The sequence below is a fragment of the Spirosoma aureum genome (assembly GCF_011604685.1).
GTDB lineage: Bacteria > Bacteroidota > Bacteroidia > Cytophagales > Spirosomataceae > Spirosoma > Spirosoma aureum.
In genome coordinates, this window is record NZ_CP050063.1 from 7929571 (window position 1) to 7951493 (window position 21923).

A 21923-nucleotide genomic window follows, 5' to 3' on the forward strand; every position below is an offset into this window, starting at 1 on the left:
AAAATGTTTATCCTACAGCCCATTAAAAGAACTTATTATTTATTTATTTTTACATTTATACCATTTGTGTGATTTCAGCCGATCTTACGTCTAGCATACTGAATCTATTTTCATGTATGCAGCCTGAAGGTTGAACTCTATTTATCCTACAAATTCTCTGCCTATCTCGATAGTAGTCTGGCTTCGATTCTATGAATTTTACTACACGTATTGGCTGGATACTGGCCGTTGGCTTATTAATTCCAATACTAATTGGCATAAATGCCCACCGCACAACCGAGCGGATGGTCAGCCAGAATCGTCTGCTCATTCATACGCATCTGGTATTACAGAAAACGCAGCAGATCCAGGCGCATTTAACCAATTTAGATAATGATCTACGAGGTTATCTGCTTAGTCAGAATAATCCTTTCTTTAAAGCAGACTACGATCGGAATGTCGGGCAAATGGCGGGTTATTTAAAAAATATTACCGCGCTTACTATCGACAATCCTGCTCAGCAGCAGCGGCTGCGAACGATCAGCCAGCTTTTCGAACAAAAATTAGCTCATGGTAACATATTGTTCACCAAGCGCTCACCCCAGGAGGGTCTGGCTCGCCTTGATTCAGTGCGAACATTCATGGGTTTTAGCGACCAGTTATTCCACCAGTTAAAAACAATAGAAGCCGTAGAGAACGAACTACTAACGGTAAGGGCAACTGCCAGTGAGCAATCGGCCACTTATGCCACCCGCAGCAGCATTGCAGGGGCCGTTGCAGCGCTGGCGATCATTCTGTGGGCAATTTTCCGATTACTGAAAACCCTTAATAATGCAACGCGTCTTAACCGCCAACTGGCTCAGAATGAACAGCAGCTTAAACGGTTTCTGGAAGCGGTACCCGTATCAATTGTGGTTGTCAATAAAGACGGGAAACTGTATTATGCCAATCAGGCCGCAGCCAGCATGTTCGAAGCAATTACGAAATTCGATACATACGCTGATATTTTAAATCAGATTACCATTTACCAGTTTCCCAATGGCAATCCGTATCCTACCGAAAAACGACCTGCTTTTCGGGCAATGAAGGGGGAGACATCGCAGGTAGATGACATCGAAATTCGGATTGGCGACAAGGCTATTCAAGTCCTGAGTTCATCAAGTCCGGTTTACGATGCGGAGGGTATGCTGCAATACGTGGTCTCCTCCAGCATTGACATTAGTGATCGGGTTCAATCGCAGCTCCGCTTGCACGAAGCCAAAGAACTGGCCGAACAGGCCGCCCGGATCAAGGAGAACTTTCTGGCCAATATGAGTCACGAGATCCGCACACCGCTGAACGCGATCATTGGTTTTTCGAACCTGCTGGAAGTGACACCCTTGAATGAGGAACAGGCCGAATTTGTAAAACTGGTTCAGACGGCGGGGAAAAATCTACTGACGATTGTCAACGACATTCTGGATATTTCCAAGATTGAAGCGGGCATGATTCAGATGGAGTCCATTCCGTTTAGTATTCGTTCGCTGGTGGCCTCACTTCAAACGATGCTCCAACCGACGGCAGCAGATAAAAATCTGAAACTGTTCTTCGATGTAGATCCGACCTTGCCTCCTCTGGTACTGGGCGATCCAACCCGGCTTACTCAAATTCTGCTTAATTTGCTCAGTAATGCCATTAAGTTTACCAAAGAAGGCTCCATAACAGCCCAGATTACCAGGCAGGAAGAAACGGAGCAATCAGTGCGCGTACAGTTTAAAGTAACAGACACGGGCATTGGTATCGAGGCTGATGCACTTCCCCATATCTTCGAGCGATTCCGACAGGCCAGCAATTTTACGACCCGTTACTATGGTGGTACAGGTCTGGGACTCAATATCGTCAAGTCGCTCACACAAATTCAGGGAGGCTGGATTACCGTAACGAGCAAACCGGGTAAAGGCTCCGAATTTACGCTGGAAATTCCTTACCAGATCGCACCGGAATCGGTTCGCAAGAGCATTGATCCAGATTTAACCAAGACCAATGCGGTAAAAAAATCACTGACCATTCTGGCCGTAGAAGACAATCTGATGAACCAGAAACTGGTCTTACAGGTAATCAAACGCTTAGGTTACAAGGCTGAACTGGCTGAAAATGGTCAGCAGGCACTCGATATGCTGCAAAAAGGGTCGTTCGATCTGATCCTGATGGATATTCAGATGCCCGTGATGGACGGTTACCAAACCACTCGTCATATTCGAACTACCCTGCAAAGTAATATCCCGATCATTGCTATGACAGCCCACGCACTTGCCAGCGAACGCGAACAGTGTTTGCAGGCAGGAATGAACGATTTTCTGCCTAAACCCTTCCAAATGGAGGATTTACAGCGGATGATTCAGCATTATGGGTTCCCGAATGGCGAAAAAGCACCAATGGTTGAAACTTCGCATCCTGTTCAGGCAATCGATTCAGCCTCTTTCTCTGTGGAGCCGTTGCTAAACTCAGTAGGGAACGACACGGAATTAGCGATGGAACTCCTGGAAATATACCTTGACAAAACCCCGGATGAAATTAAGCAGTTGCAGCAGGCACTGAGCGATGGTGATGTGAAAGCGATTGGCCGTACGCTCCATACGCAGAAAGCGCCAGGCATGATGATGGGATTGAAAGAGGCAACGGAGCTGAATTTACAAATTGAAGCACTGGTAAAAGCGGATAAAGATATTACAGCAGTGGAGCCCTTGCTTAAACAATACATCACCGTTGTCGAAAGCGGACTACCGGCCATTCATAACGCGCTGCAAAACGGAACAAATCAGGGTTAACCTCTTTTGTTTGTCCATTAATACTACAATAGCTGTTTACATTTTAATCAACTAGAGATTAGCCACATAGAAAAATAATTTCAAGCGCGAAGCCGGTGATTTTCCAGCGTGATTCTGTATTTTTCAAGCAAATCATTATTTCCCACCTAACCCGGCTCAGCCAATGAATCAACTTCCGCTTACTGTCAGGAGATCAATTGAATTACTGGGGTTATTTCTGCTGGGTGCTCTGATCATCATCGGGAAAGCGGTGATTATGCCATTGATCATCGCTTTTTTTGTCAGTATCGTTCTCCTGCCCGTGCATCGCTTTCTGATTCAGCGTCGTGTTCCGGAAACAGCAGCTATTATTCTGTCCATCCTGTTGATGATGCTATCCGGATTTGTCGTTATCTGGTTTTTTTCGTCACAAATCAGTAAGCTATTAGCCGATTTCCCGCAGATTAAACGAACGATATTGCTTCATATCCACCAACTGAGTGACTGGCTGGTTGAACGCACTCATTTTTCAACGCAACAGCAACTGCAGTTTTTTCACGAACAAAACGCCAAAATTCTGAACTCGGTTGGCGGCCTTCTGGGTGGCGCAGCCGTGTCGGTATCGTCGGTTTTTATGCTGTTGGGACTGATGCCTATTTATGTTTTTCTCCTGCTCTTTTACAAAAACTTACTGGTTCGCTTTGTCTTTTTGTGGTTCCCACCTCAAAACCACGATCAGGTTGAAGAAGCCATGTATGAGACCGAAACAATTATCAAAAGCTACCTGATTGGTTTGATGATTCAGATCGCCTTTATTGTTGTTATTCTGGGCGGTATTCTACAAATCCTGGGGGTTCCTCATGCCTTGCTGATCGGCATTATTCTAGCGTTCCTGAACCTGATCCCCTACGTCGGAATTTTTGCAGGGACCCTGATTGGCGTACTTGTTATTCTGGCCTCCTCTGAGGAATTGTTACCCATCGTCGAATTGATTGTTGTGGTTATTGTCGTTCACTTCGTCGATCAGAATATTTTGCGCCCTCGCGTGGTTGGGTCTAAAGTCAAAATCAACGCGTTCAGTAGCATCGTTGGTGTGGTGATCGGCAGTCATCTGGCGGGCATTGCGGGTATGTTCCTGTCGCTACCTATCATTGCCATCCTTAAGCTGATTTTTGAACGAACAGAGATGTTTTATCAGTGGAGTGTTTTGCTCGGCGACGAACGACCCGATGATAGCCCCATGCGAAAGCCAGAGTTACGGATCAAGCCCGGCGACGATCCCGTCGATTAAAAAAAAGAGTCTGAGATAGTTATAAAAGTCATTGTTTGTCTCTTTCTAAAAGCAGGCGACTTTTAGAAAGACTTATTTTGTGTGATGCCTTACAACGGGTTACGGAATTATTGCCTCTAAATAAGCTGGATTACGCTTAATATAAACCTTGAATTTTTCTGATTTCAAGGATCTGATCAGACGTTATGCACTATAAAACATTCTTTCTGCTTTACTTATTTCTTATCAAGAATGCAGTTGGTCAAACGGCAAGTTCTGATAGCTCATTTCTAAGTTCGGCCCAAAATCAGGCAGTCCAGCTTTACGAAAACGCACTGAAAGAGAAAACCCACCTCTATAATGGTCATGAATACTTTCAGCATGATCGCCGTATACAAATCCACCCTTATTTCGCTACAGATAGCTTAAGATCAGGAGCTGTTTCGTACAATGGATTACAGTACCAGAATGAGCTAATGCTTTATGACATCGTCCGCGACGAGCTTGCCATTCACATGCCCGGAAATATATTCCGAATTCGCCCGCACAGCCAGCAGATCAACTTTTTTTCACTGGGCACTCATGAGTTTATCCGAATTGTAGGCGATAGTGCTGCCGGGGTTCGCACAGGTTTTTACGAATTGATCCATAAAGGGCGCGTACAGTTTCTGGCAAAACGGATCAAAACGATTCACGAAGATATTTCCGGGGGAGTCTATAAAGCTGATTATCTGGCCAAAGACCGATACTTTATTCTAAAAGATGGTATTTACCATGAAGTCAGAAAGAAACGATCCGTTCTAGCTTTATTCCCTGATCAGGTGGCTCCGCTCAGAAAATACCTGCGTACATCAAAGATCAAATTCAACGAACAACGCGAGCAGGCTATCATGGCTCTTGTCGAGCAGTATGAAAAACTTACCCAGTAACTATGGCTCAACTTTACCGCCCTTTCCTGCTAGTTCTGACTCTATTTTGCGGTTTTATCAGCGCATCGGCACAGCAACAGGCCGATAAACCAATTAGAGGAGATTTTACGAATCTCCGCTTCGAGCAGTTCGCCAAACAAATCGAAAGCCGGACTCCTTACCGTTTCTTCTACAATCCCAGCGATATCGACAGCCTTATCGTCAATATACAGGCTACGAATCAGCCACTTCGCGCTATTCTCAGACAGCTTTTCGAGGGAACTAAATTTTTCTTTGCCATCGATCAGAATCAGCGCGTCTACATAACCTTCGATCGACCGATACAGACCGAATTGCCCGTTGGTTATTTTCGGGGAGGGAGTGGCAGTACGGAAAATGATTCGACCATGAATGCTTATCTGCGACTAGGGAAGGCAAAGCGGGTCGAAACAGAAACCAAAGTCTATGACATTGGCAAACGCACGAATCCAATCCGACCCGGTCGGTCTACCATTGCCGGTTCAGTACGCAGTATTTCGTCGGGTGAGCCGATCGTTGGGGCCGCTATTTACGTCGAGAATCCACGAATTGGCACTGTAACCGATCAGTTCGGGTATTATTCAATCACGCTTCCCCGCGGCAGGTATGAACTGAAGTTACGGAGCATTGGCCAGAAAGACACCCGACGCCGGGTGATTCTCTACGCCGATGGCAAGCTTGATATTGAGATGGAAGACGATGTGATTGCGCTGAAAGAAGTGGTGATCGAAGCTGAAAAAGACGTCAATGTATCGGGCATGCAGATGGGGCAGCAACGTGTCGACATCAAAACGATTCGTCAGGTTCCTACAGCCCTGGGCGAAGCCGACTTACTGCGGGTAATTCTGACACTACCGGGCGTAAAATCAGTGGGCGAAAGTTCAACCGGATTGAATGTGCGCGGAGGCTCTACCGATCAGAATCTAATTCTGTATAACGATGCGCCGATCTACAACTCATCGCACCTGTTCGGCTTTTTCTCGGCGTTCAACCCCGATATCATTAAAAGTGCTGAGTTGTATAAAAGCGGAATTCCGTCCCGTTTCGGCGGGCGATTGTCGTCGGTGCTGGATGTACAGACGCGCGATGGAAACAAAAAAAAGCTGGTCGGTTCGGGCGGAATTGGTCTGCTGACCGGTCGGTTAACGCTGGAAGGCCCGTTGCTAAAAGACAAAACCTCGTTCATCATTGGCGGTCGTTCAACCTACTCCGACTGGCTGTTGCGGCAACTACCCAATTCATCGTTTAAGAACAGTCAGGCTTCATTTTATGATCTGAATCTGCATGTTACGCACGATTTCAATGAAAAAAACACACTTTACCTGACGGGTTATCTGAGTCAGGATCGGTTTCGGCTCAATAGCGATACGACCTATCAATATCAGAACCAGACCGCAACCCTAAAATGGAAACACATTATCAATAACAAGCTCTACAGTGTGTTTACGGGTAGTTACAGTGGCTATAAATACAATGTTTACAGCGAGAAAAATCCGATCAATGCCTATCAGTTAGACTTCGCCATCAATCAATCGCAGGTGAAGGCTGATTTTAATTATTACCCTAGCAATCGCCACGCGGTCGATTACGGAATCAGTTCAACGTACTATAAGCTGTCTCCCGGCAACTTCCGGCCACGGGGTAGTGAGTCATTAATTGTTCCAGATCTCGTTTCCAGCGAACAGGGCCTGGAGAACGCTGTGTACATCGGTGATAAGTTCGACATTACCGATCAGTTGTCCATAAGTGGTGGCCTGCGCTATTCGGCCTACACCTACCTGGGGCCAAAGTCCGTTTTTCAGTATGCTCCGGGTCAGGCACGAACAGAGAATACGATCATCGATACGGTGGCATACGGTACTAATCAGGCCATTCAAACCTACCACGGTCCCGAATACCGATTGGCTCTTCGGTATTCGTTATCGTCAACAGCATCGATAAAGGCTAGTTTTAACCGGATGCGGCAGTACATACAGATGCTCTCCAACACAACGGTCATCTCGCCCACCGATATCTGGAAGCTGAGCGATCCAAACATTAAACCGCAGATTGGCGACCAGTATGCATTAGGCTTCTACCGGAACAATCGAACAAATACGATCGAGACGTCCGTTGAGGTGTATTATAAAACCATACAGAACCTCCTCGACTACCGCAGCGGTGCGATATTGCTTTTAAATCACCACATCGAAACGGATGTTGTCAATGCCCAGGGGAAAGCCTATGGTATCGAGTTTCTGATTAAAAAATCAACGGGCAAATTAAACGGCTGGCTTAGCTACACCTATGCCCGGACGCTGCTCCGAACCAATAGCCCAAACAGCGCCGAAACCATTAATCAGGGAGCCTACTACCCCAGCAATTACGACAAGCCGCACGATGTTACGATGATTGGCAATTACAAAATCAACCGCCGGTTTAGTTTATCGCTCAATTTCACCTATAGTACGGGGCGGCCAATTACACTACCCGTATCAAAATACACGCTTGATGGTGCTCAGCGCCTGTTCTACTCCGAGCGAAATCAGTACCGGGTTCCCGACTACTACCGTGCCGATTTTGCGATGAATATTGAAGGCAATCATAAGATCAAAAAATTAGCGCACAGCTCCTGGACCATTGCCGTCTATAACCTGACGGGTCGGCGCAATGTCTACTCGGTATATTTCAAATCAGAGAACGGCGTCATCAATGGGTATAAATTATCCATTTTCGGCCAGCCAATACCGTCTGTTACCTATAACTTCAGATTTTAAGGGAGCCATGAAACAGACGCTAAAGCAGTTTAACCCGCGCATGAAAAAAACAGGTTTTTCCAGAGCTATCGGCTGGTTGATGATCCTTGTAGTTGGGGGGTGTGTTGATCCATATCGTCCACCCGAAGTTACCTCACCCGGCAGCTACCTGGTTGTCAGTGGGTTCTTCAACAGTGCGCCGGGTACAACAAGCAGCATTCAGTTATCGCGAACGCAAAACCTGACCGATCCCAAAGCACCAGCTGTAGAAACCAAAGCGCAGGTAACCATTGAAAGCGCCAGTAAGATGACCTACACACTGCGGGAAGGCACGGGTGGTGTTTATACGCTCTCGGGCGTTGTGCCGCTGCCTAACGAAACGTATCGATTGCGTATTCGCACAGCTCAGGGCAAGGAATATCTATCTGATTTTGTGCCTGTTAATACGACCCCTCCAGTTGATAGTTTAAGCTGGTATGTTGAGAACGATGGGGTACAGATTAACGTCAATACGCACGATCCGGCGAACAAAACGCACTATTATCGCTGGGAATTCGATGAAACATGGGAGTACGTGGCTGCTTATGATTCGGGCTATGAACTCAAAAATAAAGAGATCGTCTCCCGAACCGAACGAATCTATCAATGCTGGAGCAATTTTGTCGATAAGTCGATTCAACTGGGTTCATCAGACCGACTGAGCCAGGATGTTATCAGCCAACGACCTTTGACATTCGTTCGGGGAGCGTCCATTAAACTCGGCATCAAATACAGCATACAGGTCAAACAAACGGCACTCACCAAGGCTGCTTTTGACTACTATGACCAGCTGGCTAAAATAACGCAGAATGTAGGGTCTATTTTTGACCCGCAGCCCTCACAGATTACCGGCAATATTCACTCAGTAGCCAATACGAATGAACCGGTTATGGGTTTCTTTCGGGTTGGTACCGTTGAAAGTCGCCGTATTTTTATCACTAAACGACAATTACCCTACTGGCTCACCGAGACAGGAAATTTTGGATGCCTCGTCGACACGCTGTCGGTTAGCAAGATCATTGAAGAACAGCCCGGTATTATCACGTTCTATGATCGGACCAGTTATCTGACATCCAGCCATTACTGCATCGATTGCCGACTACGGGGAGGTATCAACAAAAAACCAGACTTTTGGGATCAATAGACAGTGGGCAGTCTTCAGTAGGCAGTAGCCTATGAATGAGTGCTTACTGAAACCTGCTAACTGCCTACTGAAGACTGTCTACTGCCAACTGACTATGTATTTAACTCATAAACGAGAGCTGCTGTTTATACTGCTTTTTCTGAGCGGGTTGCGCGCAACTGCTCAGGCACCAGCATCGATTAGCCCGATCATGCAGTCTTTCGACGCTTATCGTCGTCAGACGCTACAGGAGAAGTTATTTCTACATGTAGACCAGCCGATGCACTTCACGGGCGAAACCGTATGGTTTAAGCTATTTTATGTCGATGGTTCCTTTCATCGGCCATTGACGATCAGTAAGGTCGCTTATGTAGAGTTGCTGGACAAAGACCAGAAATCGGTATTACAGGCTAAAATTACCCTTTCGGCAGGTGGCGGCAACGGCAGTTTGTTTCTCCCGGCATCGGTTAGTTCGGGGAACTATGTACTTCGGGCGTATACGAGCTGGATGCGAAATTTCAGCACAACTTATTTCTTTGAACAACCGCTGACCATCATTAACCCGTTCAAGCCCCTGGAACCACCTGTCGCCAAAGAGACGCCCAATTACTCAGTGCAGCTGTTTCCGGAAGGCGGGAATCTGGTTCAGGGCTTACGGGGTAAAGTAGCCTTTAGCGTTACCGACGCGGCAGGTCATGGCATTTCCGCAAAGGGCTTCCTGCTGACTGCTCAAAACGATACTATTTCCCGATTCAGTACCTTCAAATTCGGTATTGGCAGCTTTTCATTTACGCCATCGGGCGCAAACTCCTACCGGGTTGTTATCAGCGATGAAAAAGGGCGGACAGTAACGCAGACACTGCCAGCCAGTTATGAGCACGGCTACACCATGCATCTGGACGAAGCCGACAACGATCAGCTTAAACTGACAGTCACGACCAACGCTACCACAGCTTCGGCGGTGTATTTACTTGCGCATACCCGGCAACTCATCAAGGCCGCAGAAATGAAGCCAATTCAACGGGAAGCTACGTTTCTGCTTGACAAAAAAGCGCTGGGTGAAGGCATATCCCATCTGACGATTTTTGACGCTGACCGCAAACCAGTCTGCGAACGATTGTATTTTAAGCGACCCATTCATCCACTGGCCATAACGCTTAAGACCGACCAGAACCGATACGCCTATCGGACCAAAGTAACGCTGGATGCTACGGTTCAGGCATCAGCTACGAACGCTGCCCAGGCCGATTTATCGGTGGCGGTGTATCGGGTCGACTCGCTGGCTTCCTTCAAATCGAAAGATATACTCAGCTATTTGTGGCTTTCGTCTGATCTGGCAGGAGCCATTGAATCACCCGAATACTACTTCCAGTCCGAGAATGCCGATAGCCGACAGGCAACGGATAACCTGATGCTCACCCACGGCTGGCGTCGGTTTAAGTGGGAATCGATTCTGACGAATTCGAATCAGCAGCCGGGTTTTCAGTTTATACCCGATTACAACGGTCTGCTGGTTCAGGGACGCATCACCGATCCTTCGTCAAACGCGCCTGCTCCCAAAATTCTAACCTATTTGTCGGCACCAGGCAAACCTGTTCGATTATTCGTTTCCAGGAGCGATTCTGCTGGACGGATTCGGTTTGAAATGCAGGATTTCTACGGCCCCAGACAGGTACTTGTTCAGACAACTCCCAAGGATAGTCTCTACAAACTGATCATCGACAATCCATTTTCGGAGCAGCCATCGACCACTCGCTTACCCGCCCTGGAAATTAATGAGCAGAACACCGAAGCCATTCAGAACCGGAGTGTAGCCATGCAGGTGCAGAATACGTTCTGGGCCGATCAATCATTGCGTTATCAGTACCCAACAGTCGATAGCACGGCCTTTTATGGAATCGCCGAAGAGTCGTACTTACTGGATGCCTACACGCGTTTCCCAACGATGGAGGATATATTGCGCGAATATGTGCTGGGCGTACTACCCCGAAAACGCCAGGGCCATTTTCGGTTAATGGTACCGAATGCTCCCTATCGCGAGTTTTTCGATGAGGAGCCGATGGTTCTGGTCGATGGTGTTCCGGTGTATGACATGGACAAGGTTATGGCATTCAGTCCGCTTAAAATACAGAAGCTGGATGTTATCACGAACCGCTATTTTATGGGCACTGCCTTGTTTAATGGCCTGATCAGTTTTATGACTTACAAAGGTGATCTGGCAGGTTTTCCGCTCGACACTCGCGTGCTAAAACTGGACTATGACGGTTTACAGCTACAACGGGAATTCTACGCCCCCCGTTATACAAATGCCAACCAACAGGAAAGTCGTTTGCCCGACGCACGGACGTTATTGTACTGGAATCCATCGGTACGTACCAACGAACAGGGCAAAACTCAGCTTGATTTTTATACCTCCGATATGGCAGGTATCTATCTTATCGATGTAAACGGGCTCTCTAAGGATGGAAATGCTGGTTTCCAGCGGATTCTTTTTGACGTCAGGAAACCTGAATAAGCAAATCCTTATTCAACGAAATAATTCCGCAAAATCCAGGAGATATTATACAGTAAGAACAGGATAACCAGCCCGCCATGGAAGCGTTCATTTTTTACCCGAATGGCAACCATGCATAACAGAAAATGAGCCGCTACCCGTATCGGATATTCCGGGCCTAACCGATCGAAATACGCTTCCCCTTTCAGGAATGTATCGGCCATATCGACCAGAAATGTTGCCCCCAGCATACCGTAAAACCATTGCTTTCGGGCAAAGAAATAGTCTTTATACCCTTCATACTCCGATAGATCTTCAGGAAACAGTAAGAAACAGATGATGTAATACAGTACGATGTAAAAAATGACGAGGCTATATGCAGCAAACGTCCATTCGTGCAGTTGACTAAGCCGATATTCCCACCACCAGAAATAGACAAGTGCCAGGAAAATATACAATGCCCATAATAAGTGTATCCAATAAGGCCGACTTTTAGTGGGATGGACAATAAACTTGGTAACACCCCGAAGCAGATGGGCGATACTTAAGCTTAAAATAAAGCCCAATATCATCCGTATATGGGCAAACTTATCCATGCAGGAAAATCAATTGATTGGTATACTGAATAGAGTGATTAATCTTCGGCGGGTAAGGTGTGCTGCTGACTTAGTTTCAGGTAATTAGCATGGTATTTTTTATTGGCCTTTACGCCAACGCTGGTTAGAACGCCACTCATAATGGACTTAATCCAGTAACCGAAAATAAACTTCTTCTGATCGCGGTCATAGAAGATCCGTGCTTCCTGTTGGTTCTTTTTCCGTAATATTTTGCTGGCTACAAAATTCTCGAATTTTATCAGCAGCGATCGCCGGGTTGTATCCTTATGGCCAAGCAGGCGAAGTTTTAGATTTTTGTAATAAAACCGCATATTACCAACCGACGCATATTTATTACCCGCAATACGCGCCATGATTGGTTCGAGATAGCCGTCTTCCAGATCAGCCGCAGCCATCGGATTAGTGATCGGGCTAAGCTCCGGCATGTTTAGATCCGACGTTCGCAGGAGCATGTGAAAGCCCGACAGCGAATCACCGTACGACTCTCGATAGTGTAGTCTTTTGATGTGTAAGCCCAGTAGTTTTGTGCTGGCCAGCAACTTCAAACTATCGGTTGATTTAGTCGGTCGATTGGTAACCGTTTTCAGTGTACCATTGATGTCTTTCAGGGGAACAGTGCCTACCCGATTGGTTATTTTTGAGGTTTCATGGTAATTCACCTGGCTGTTGATCACACTAATCGAATCAATATGAAACGGCACTTTAATACCTGAGATTAACCGGGTTGGCATCAATTTATTAGGCAGAACGGCCGGGTCGGGCAATCGTTTATCGCGTGAAACATCCGTAATGATATTTTTAACGACAATATGATTGACAACAAGAGTTGAATCACGGTACCAGCGGACTGCTTTAACACCATTTAACTGAGCCTGTTCTCCCTGTATGGTGATGTAGTCCGATTGCAGGTTCGGTGGAGTCATAAACTCCTCTTTGGTAATCAGGGGACTTAGTTGAAAGTTATCAAGTTGCAGCCGCTCATACTTATGGTCCCAGCTTACCTTGCCCGCTTTTATGGTCGATCTGGCACTCTTAAACGATAAGTCGGTAATCGCTACATTGGCATGGTCGACAAACGTTGGCCACGCCATTTTCTGACCAGCGGTCCAACGAAAATTCGGCATATCAATCGTTCCGGCAACCCCTTTAATCCGAAGTTCTGGCGGAGTCGTATTTTTCTTCGACGTCAATGTGGGGTGCAGATCATGGAGCGTTAGATTAGCCAGCAGATGTGTGGTTAATGATGGTTTCCCATCTTTGGTAGCCAATAGCTTTCCATTCGTTAGTTGAACATTGACCGACTGAACGGTTGTCTTTATTTTGGGCATGGCCAGTTTCAAATCGGCCGGGCTCACACGTATCGAAGCAAATGTAGCATCTTCGTGTTTTCTGGCATGTATCGATTTAGCTTCTACATCAACTACGGTTTGCAGTTGAGTCGAATCCTTGCCTTTTTTAGTAATGAGGTTTAGTCGGGCCTGCTTTATGTTTAACTCATGAAGCGCCAGATTAAGGGGTATGGAAAATGCTTTTGCTGTCGCGGAAACACCTGATTGTTGTTTAGGCTCCGTAAGCATTGTCACCTCAGGCCGGTCCAGTAGCACTGAACTAAGGCTGATATTAGTAAAATCAGTGGATGGGAATGGGCCTTTAATCTGCATTTTCGGCAATACTACCTGCATTATTTTCCCCTGGCTATTAGCAGCGTAACGTATGTCCGAAAGGACTGTATGCTGATGACTATGCAAGGCTATTTGTGCCACAGCGATCTGCTTGCCATTGGGTTGTCGGAAATATAAATTATTGAGATTACCCAGAAACTGCGCCCATCGGAAATAAGTTGGATCGGTAGTAAGTTCAGACACGTCAATTGTATAGCCCTCAAAACCGGCCAAAACATTTTTCGGCAACGAAGCTTTCAACTTGAGGTGATCAGCCAATAACTTACGAATTCGCAATTTGGGCAATCCTTTAGCCTGCGGTTTGTCTGCAGATGCAACAACCGGCTCGGCAGCAGTTACTTTTGGCTTTATTTTGGCATCAACCAATAAATCTTGCACCCGAACCTGATCGATCTGAATGACTTTGGTTTGCTGGAGTACATCCCAGCTAAAGGCTTCCCAATAGAGCTTACCGGCCGCTATAGTTATTCCACTAGCCAGATCAATCTGTAATTTATCGACCCAGTTAAAGCGATGTCTGCCGTTCATTCTATACCTGGAAAGTTGCATTTTCAAGCCATTAGCAGCAACATTCATCTGCTCAACTTTTAGGTCAGCAATAGCCCGTTTAATCTTGATGAGCGAATCACTTGCCAGTAGATCCTTGACCATAATCAGGGCGTTCAACCCTTTTAATTCGGCATGTACGGGTTTCGTCTTCCCGGCTAATTTGTATTGACCACTGCCGTTTATAATATGAAATCGATCCACCCGAAGCAACTCACCGAAGCTATTCAGCGTCTGATAGATATCCGTTTTTTTGCGCGTAACCGTGTCATGGTTCGCGGTGATTCGCGGCTTCGATGGCTCTTTTCGGGTAGCGATCAGTGTGATGTTCGGATTAACCAATTCGGCATCGGTAGCAACCAAACGCTTCCGGATTAAATCATCGAGACTAATGTTGTTCAGGCGCAGGGCTGGTGCGGTAAAAGTCATACCCTTACCGGCCACTTTTGGCGATGCGGGTCCATAATGAACATTCTTGAAAAGAACGTCATCATTTAGCAGAGTAAACCGTTCTACGCTGATTTTGAACAGACTATCTTTCGAAAAAAATGAGATGTTATTCAGGTTTAAATTAATACTATCCGTCGTTATGAGGTGTTCGTTCTGGGGATTAACCTTCAGATTGAAGATGTTTAGATTGGCCTTCTGAGTACCTGCTTTGAGGGCATTATTTTTGGGACTTCCCAGCAAAATTTCACCATCTTTTATTTCCGTGTAACGGATGGCAACGTTTTTGAAAAGGCTTTTAATGTTCGAGTGAATACTCGTGTCTTTTACAGGTACTCGTTGGGTAGTAAGTGGCAACGTAAGCACAGGCCTTACGCAAATAAGCGTATCGAGCGATAATTCTCCTTTCTGGTAAATAGCCGGTAAATGCTTCGAGTTGAAGTAAAATTTCTCGGCCCGCAAAATTACTTCGTCCTGTTCGGCAGTTGCAGGTTTATGAAAGTGTACGGAATCTATTTCAAACAACTGGCTTGCGCTTGAAAATCGCAGGCCTCTAAAACTTAGTATATTTTTCCCGTCCGATAATACCCACCGTTGCCTCCCTAAGGCCAATTCCAGGTTATCAGAACCAAATAAGCGTTTGTCGTTATTATCTATTTTCAAAAAATTATGAACAGTCAGCGTAACGTTTTTAATACGTAACGGCTCAGCGCTGTTTCGCTTGAAAAGCGTTAACGACCCCTCCTGAATAACAAATGATTTAGCGTGTAAATGGTCTAAGGTTTTCTGTAGATTTTCCAGAATCATTGAGGTATGAAAACTGGTCTGGTGACGGTTTTTTTCGTGGACTTTATAATCATGAATAACGACTTCGGGTTTCTCAATCAGAAAGCTATCGATCAATAATCGTTTATTAACCAGCAGTTCCCGCCAGGATTCGATAGACAAATGAGCTTTGGGGATCTTTACGTCATAGTACACTGGTACATTCCTGGTATCTTTTCGGGTAAACACCAAATCATCAATCCTGACGGTTTTATCAAAAATTGAGAGCTTAATGTCCTTGCTGTTCAATGCATAACCACCCTTGGTTTGTTTCCAAACGGCGAACTCCATTACATCCTTTAACTTACTGACCAGAATAAAATAGGCTACACCCACTATCAGAAAGGGAATAGCCGCTAGAAGTAGAAGTAGTTTAACCCAGCGCTTCAAAGATATATTCATCAGTTTAGTAGCTAGTGCTAGTAGAGTTTAAACCCTAAGGGCTTCGAAATAGGCCAATGCATTTAGGTCAGGTTCTATAAAATCAATCGCCAGTAAGCTTCTGCCAGTAGTTGTATGTCAGGGAAACTATCGCCCAAAAACGACGCTCAGCTAATGCAATGTACTGTTTTCGAGCAACTTCATTGCAATCAATCGGTAGTCAAAAGCGAAACAATCGTATACTGCACAGCCCGTTTAAACCGATCAGCTTTTGCCGGACGCCTTAAACTATAGATTATGAATGTATGAAAGTAAGAGACCAATGGCAACGTGATTCACTTTCGCATTGACCGGATCGCCTAACAATAAATTTGATTCCTTTGGCGTATCGAAATTAACCTCGGGCTTAAATGCGTTCGTGGTGCCATACGATAGTAGCAAACCGGGCCGAAAGCTAAACTTTGGCCGCCGGATATTGGCTCCTAATTGTGCGTGGTAACTATTCCAGTTTGTTGTATAAGCGACGTAACCGCCTGTATCGGCAAACGATTTTTCATCGGCATATGAGAAGTCGGTCCGTATGGATACGTATCCCATAACGGATGGTTTCACCGGAAAGCTAATCCCTACCGCAACGTTCATTACGGCCTTCCGAACATCTTTAAGTTTTAAGGAATTGGCTGTCGACGTGCTGCTTGAACCTGACGTATCGGATCGAATGAAGTACTCATTGCGGGGTGTAATAATGGAATAGTCTTTAAGTCGGGCAAAATACTCAGCAGCCAGGTAAAAACGGCCCCGTCCATAATCATAGCTGTAGCCTGCCGCCAGACTAAATGGAGTTTTGTAGTTTGACGTTAACTTCTCCTGACGCGTGTTAGCCAGCAAATTAATAGGCTCTACTGTTGGCGCCAACCGAATGTTCGAAACAACATAATCGGTCATGAGCGTTCCCCGGCTGAAAACACGCATTAGTGGCAACGTGGCCAATAAACCGACATGGTGCCTGGCCTGATTATAAGCGAACCCAATTTTAGGTTTCAGGCCCAGTTGCGTGTAGTCGACCCGATAAACAGCTTCCGTATTGGAGAATTCAGGAAAAAGCAAAGGCTTAGCCCCAACGGCTTGATTTAGCAAGGCCCGGCCACTATACTCAATATCGAAGGTTTTCCGACGAACCTGTGCTTCAAGCGAGGCACCCACATATAGTTTTTCAGATAGCTTATAGCCCACACTAAATACCCCAGAAATCTCACTTACCTGATTTACTTCGCTGAATTGACCGATATAATACTCCGAACCAGGGCTATATGCATCATTTAATACATTCATTTTCGTGTCCTGCCGCTGATTCATCCGATTACTCAGTATGTAGTTGTTAATCAGTGCATAAGCTAGCACCAGCCGTTCATTCTTCTTTAACTTAAAACTCCCCGAATGCATTTGGGGTGAAATTCCGCCCGCTATTGATTTCAAATCCTTTCCTTTTCCCAGCGCGTCAATGATTCGGGTAGATTCAATCTGGTATAAACTCCCCGAAAACTCCAAAGCCGTTTTCGGGCGGATAGCCAGCAGAGCCGGATTATAAAAAAAGACACCGCTATCCTTTGTATCGGCAATGGTAGCACCGGGTGTCATTAAACCGCCAGGACCATAATTCGACGACCAATAATGCGAATCCTGTGCCACAGAATAATGAAAACTAAGCCTAACCAGGAGAATAATCGTAATGGTACGAAGCATAGTGTATCAGTTAATAGGGTGTGACGTATGACTTAGCTGCTTGAAACGCATTTACAGACAAAAATTACCCGATCAAAATCAGCAGAGTTTAGAGAAAAAGGACACAAATCAATTCTGGTCAGTGTATAAATCCTGGTTTCTGCCAAACACAGCACCAAAGTGGAACGGAAACAGTCCAAAACTGCTTTATAACTAGCCAGTTAACATAGCAAGGAATCTGGGTTGCGCTTTGCAACGTAGGTAATTGACTTTAATCGAGCTTACTTGGCACGATGTGTTACCCAATCTGGCGTTTAAATTAAATTTATATTGTCTTTGTTCGCTTACATCCTTTCACTTCCTATACCTTTAAGCTAACTTAAAAGCTATTTTTTTAAGAATTGCGATAACTTGTGTATACTAAAAAAGCTATGCAGAAACGAAATAAAAGGAGTTAACCGCTCATTTTCCTGGGCTCTATAAGTCCGGTCCGAACGTTGAGCTATTACATATTGTTATTTAACTATATATAATCTCCCGCCCTTATTTCGTCGTCCATGACTTGTCTGGTTGCACAAGTGAGAACTTTTGCGTCTATATTTGGCTCGGTCGATGAGGAAAGCCTAGCGGAGATATTTTCAACCTGAACACCAACTATGTCGAAAAACTTAGTCATTGTGGAGTCGCCGGCGAAGGCGAAAACCATAGAAGGCTATCTGGGTAAGGACTTTACGGTGAAGTCTAGCTTCGGTCACGTACGCGATTTGCCCAAAGATGGGCTGGCTGTCGACGTGCTGAACGGCTTCCAACCGTCTTACGAAATTTCGCCCGACAAGAAAAAACTGGTTAGTGAGCTCAAATCGCTGGCTAAATCTGCCGAAGAAGTATGGCTCGCTACTGACGATGACCGCGAAGGGGAAGCCATTTCGTGGCATCTGAAAGAAGCGCTTGGTCTGCGTGATAACACCAAGCGTATTGTTTTCCGCGAAATCACGAAGAATGCTATCCAGAACGCCATTAAATCACCACGAACAATTGACGTTGATTTAGTGAATGCTCAGCAAGCCCGTCGAGTACTCGATCGGTTGGTGGGCTATGAGTTGTCGCCTGTATTATGGCGCAAAATTAAAGGTGGCAGTACGGGTTTGTCGGCCGGTCGTGTCCAATCGGTTGCTTTAAGGCTGGTTGTCGAACGCGAACGTGAAATCGACAAACACCAGTCGAAGTCATCATTTAAAGTAACGGCGCAATTCATCGTTGATGGCAGTAAAGTCCTGAACGCCGAACTGCCGAAGAACTTCGCAACGGCTGGTGAAGCACGGGCTTTTCTGGAAGCTTGTATCGGGGCTACGTTCACCATCAAGAATCTGGAGGTGAAACCCGCCAAGAAATCGCCCGCTCCGCCATTTACGACCTCAACCCTTCAGCAGGAATCTTCCCGCAAACTTGGCTATTCTGTTGACCGCACCATGCGGATTGCGCAGAATTTGTACGAAGCCGGTAAGATTTCGTACATGCGGACCGACTCAACCAGTCTGTCGCAGGAAGCTATCGATAAGGCAAAGGCTGAAATTGAAACTGAATTCGGCCCTAAATACGTACAGACCCGCCAGTTCAAGACCAAGAACGAATCGGCGCAAGAAGCCCACGAAGCCATCCGGCCAACGAACTTCAACGATCGTAATGCCGGAGCCGACCGCGATCAGAAACGATTGTACGAGCTGATCTGGAAACGATCGATTGCCTCGCAAATGGCTGATGCGCAACTCGAACGCACGACGGTTACGATTAGTATCCGATTTGCCAATGGCGCAATAGCCACTGTTCAGGCTCATGTCGATGACAGTCCATTTGCCGATACTCCACCAACACAAGGACGGAGCTTCCCCAATGAGCTTATTGCGCAGGGAGAAGTGATCAAGTTCGACGGCTTTCTTCGCGTTTACCTCGAATCGAAAGACGACGAGGACGACGAAGACGCAAAAGGAATGTTGCCGCCGTTAACCATCGGCCAGATACTGAACCTTGGTCAGATGAAAGCTACCGAGAAGTTCACCCGCCCGCAACCGCGCTATGCTGAAGCATCACTGGTCAAAAAACTCGAAGAAATGGGCATCGGTCGACCATCGACTTATGCACCAACTATTTCGACGATCATTAACCGGGGCTACGTCATCAAACAGGATAAACCGGGCCAGGAACGAAAATACACGGAGTATACGCTTCAGCGGGAACAGATCAGTGAGACAAGTGGCAAAGAAACCTTCGGTTCTGAAAAAGCCAAGCTGTTTCCAACCAATACGGGGATCGTTGTCAATGACTTTCTGGTCGAATATTTCCCCGACATTGTCGATTATCAATTTACGGCAACAGTCGAGAAAGACTTCGACGAAATTGCCGATGGAAAAATGAACTGGCAGACAATGCTGGGAGATTTCTACGGTGATTTCCATAAGAACATCGAAGAAATCCAGGGCTCGTCTATCGTTTCTTTTAAGACCGGGGCGCGGGAGTTGGGTATCGATTCCCGAACGGGTAAAAAAGTATCGGCCCGTTTGGGTCGCTATGGTGCCTTTGCGCAGATCGGCGAATCTACCGACGACGAAAAACCGCAATATGCTAACCTGCGTGAAGGTCAGCTTATTGAAACGATTACATTGCAGGAAGCCCTCGACCTGTTTGCTTTGCCCCGCGAGGTTGGTTTCTTTGAAGATAAACCCATGACCATTGGTATCGGCAAGTTTGGGCCTTATGTGAAACACGACGACAAGTACGTTTCGCTAACCAAGGAAGACGACCCTTACTCCATCGATGCCGAACGGGCGATTCAGTTAATCCAGGCCAAGCGGGCAGAATCGATCAGCGAAGCTCTGGGTGAGTTTGAAGGCAAGCCGGTTAGCACGGGCAAAGGCCGTTTCGGGCCATATGTTAAATTCGAGGATAAGTACATTTCATTGCCTCGAAATGAATCGCTGGCGGGTTTAACACTCGATCGTGCGATTGAACTGATTCTGGCCAAGCGACAGATTGAAGCGAATAAATACATTAAGGAATTCCCGGAAAATCCTGCTGTAAAGGTTGTCAATGGCCAATATGGGCCTTATCTGGCCGTTGGGAAGCGTAATGTCAAAATCCCGAAAGATGTTGACCCCACTACGCTAACTCTGGAAGACTGCCTGAAACTGGCGGGCGACGATCCGGCTGCGGCTAAGTCTCCCGCTAAAAAAGCGGCCCCGGCAAAAGCAAAAGCGGCTGACGCAACGACCAAGAAACCAGCGGCTAAAAAGACGACGGCTACTGTAAAAAAAACAGCAGCGAAGAAGTAGACATCAAGCATTCTGTGGTCTGATGATTACGGGATATGCAAGCCTTACCGGCTTTAAATGGCTTCTGCTTTTATAGACAAAAAAACGGCCTGCTTTTGAAGCAGGCCGTTTTTTTGTAGTCGTTCAGATTCCGAAAACCCTTACTTACCGAATATTTACATTGAACGTACCGGCGGTCAATGTGCGTTTCTTAAGCCCTGTTGCATCAAAAGCAGTGAAACTGAAGGTTCCCGTCATGTAGGTAGCAGTTTTTTTCGTAATCGTTATTGTTCCGCTACCTCCATTAGTGGTTGAAAAATCTTCTTTATCTAAGGTAAGAATGCCAATGTTGACATTACTTAAAGGATAGGTTCCCTCAACAGCCGTATTGGGCAGAGCAAGGGCGACCACATCGCTGGATTTACTATCGAGCCCATAAATCGCATAGTAGCCATTGGCGCCCGTAAAGGATGACAGTGCATAAGCGAAGTCTGGCATATAATCCTTTCCATCAATCTTCACCTGAAAACCTACCTGCGATTGGTTTGAAGTCGTTGTTTGGGTTGGGTTAGGTGTAACATCATCCGATTTTTTGCTGCACGAGCTGATACCGACGATACCAACGATAGCGAAGAGAATTACGATGCGAGAGGTTTTCATAAAAAATAGAGTGTTTAACATGTAGATCAGGTACGAAACAGATGAATGGTGATTGCTCTTTCGTTCGCTTGACATGTCAAAACTACGACAACCGGAAAGGGTCAATAGATGAAACTATGTATCAGGAAGGTTTGGCTTTAAGTGCGGTGAGAATAGCCCAAAAAGTGGCAAATCCGGGAAATCACTCGTTTCGATCAATGCCCATTGACTATAGTGCCTGTGCAATCGGCAAGCCATCCATAAAGCCCGGCCTGAGGTCTGTAATACTGTCCAGAAACGTACTTACCTTGTCCAGAAACGGACAAGATGAGAACTGACTTATACCTCAAATAGGCTATAATTAAGCAGAACCGACCTTTTTCGGG

General features: G+C 46.1%; 11 protein-coding genes. 7 read left to right on the top strand and 4 right to left on the bottom strand.

Features of this window, described 5'->3' with window-relative positions; translation table 11 throughout:
* Positions 1-191: 191 nt before the first annotated feature.
* From G8759_RS31885 to G8759_RS31910, 6 genes are all read left to right on the top strand, one after another.
* Entirely contained in the window at positions 192-2786 is a 2595-nt protein-coding gene (locus G8759_RS31885) for a response regulator (protein ID WP_232074027.1), read from the top strand.
* 163 nt (positions 2787-2949) lie between these two features.
* Complete coding sequence (locus G8759_RS31890; RefSeq protein WP_167217258.1) at positions 2950-4056, top strand: AI-2E family transporter; 1107 nt, start codon at positions 2950-2952, stop codon at positions 4054-4056.
* 185 nt (positions 4057-4241) lie between these two features.
* Positions 4242-4964 carry a hypothetical protein gene (locus G8759_RS31895; RefSeq protein ID WP_167217260.1) on the top strand — a complete coding sequence of 241 codons (723 nt, stop codon included), beginning with the start codon at positions 4242-4244 and terminating at the stop codon, positions 4962-4964.
* Between the two features lie 2 nt (positions 4965-4966).
* Positions 4967-7738, top strand: coding sequence for a TonB-dependent receptor (locus tag G8759_RS31900; protein WP_167217262.1), 2772 nt, complete (start codon positions 4967-4969; stop codon positions 7736-7738).
* 7 nt (positions 7739-7745) lie between these two features.
* Positions 7746-8900 carry a DUF4249 domain-containing protein gene (locus G8759_RS31905; RefSeq protein ID WP_232074028.1) on the top strand — a complete coding sequence of 385 codons (1155 nt, stop codon included), beginning with the start codon at positions 7746-7748 and terminating at the stop codon, positions 8898-8900.
* 94 nt (positions 8901-8994) lie between these two features.
* A complete protein-coding gene (locus tag G8759_RS31910; protein WP_167217264.1) occupies positions 8995-11394 on the top strand; it encodes a hypothetical protein in 2400 nt (799 codons plus the stop codon).
* An 8-nt stretch (positions 11395-11402) separates the two neighbouring features.
* Here the strand turns inward: G8759_RS31910 and G8759_RS31915 are convergent, their stop codons facing one another.
* The 3 genes from G8759_RS31915 to G8759_RS31925 all read right to left on the bottom strand — a co-directional run bounded on the left by G8759_RS31915 (position 11403) and on the right by G8759_RS31925 (position 17614).
* The gene (locus G8759_RS31915) at positions 11403-11969 is read right to left on the bottom strand and encodes a hypothetical protein (protein ID WP_167217266.1); all 567 of its coding nucleotides are present in this window, start codon (positions 11967-11969) and stop codon (positions 11403-11405) included.
* 38 nt (positions 11970-12007) lie between these two features.
* A complete protein-coding gene (locus G8759_RS31920) occupies positions 12008-15892 on the bottom strand; it encodes an AsmA family protein (protein WP_167217268.1) in 3885 nt (1294 codons plus the stop codon).
* Between the two features lie 267 nt (positions 15893-16159).
* Entirely contained in the window at positions 16160-17614 is a 1455-nt protein-coding gene (locus G8759_RS31925) for a hypothetical protein (protein WP_167217270.1), read from the bottom strand.
* 635 nt (positions 17615-18249) lie between these two features.
* Here G8759_RS31925 and topA point away from each other — a divergent pair.
* The gene (gene topA, locus G8759_RS31930) at positions 18250-20919 is read left to right on the top strand and encodes a type I DNA topoisomerase (RefSeq protein ID WP_167217272.1); all 2670 of its coding nucleotides are present in this window, start codon (positions 18250-18252) and stop codon (positions 20917-20919) included.
* A gap of 144 nt (positions 20920-21063) precedes the next feature.
* Here the strand turns inward: topA and G8759_RS31935 are convergent, their stop codons facing one another.
* Positions 21064-21558 (bottom strand): DUF6252 family protein, encoded by a 495-nt coding sequence (locus G8759_RS31935; protein ID WP_167217274.1) that lies wholly within the window; start codon positions 21556-21558, stop codon positions 21064-21066.
* Positions 21559-21923 lie beyond the last annotated feature (365 nt).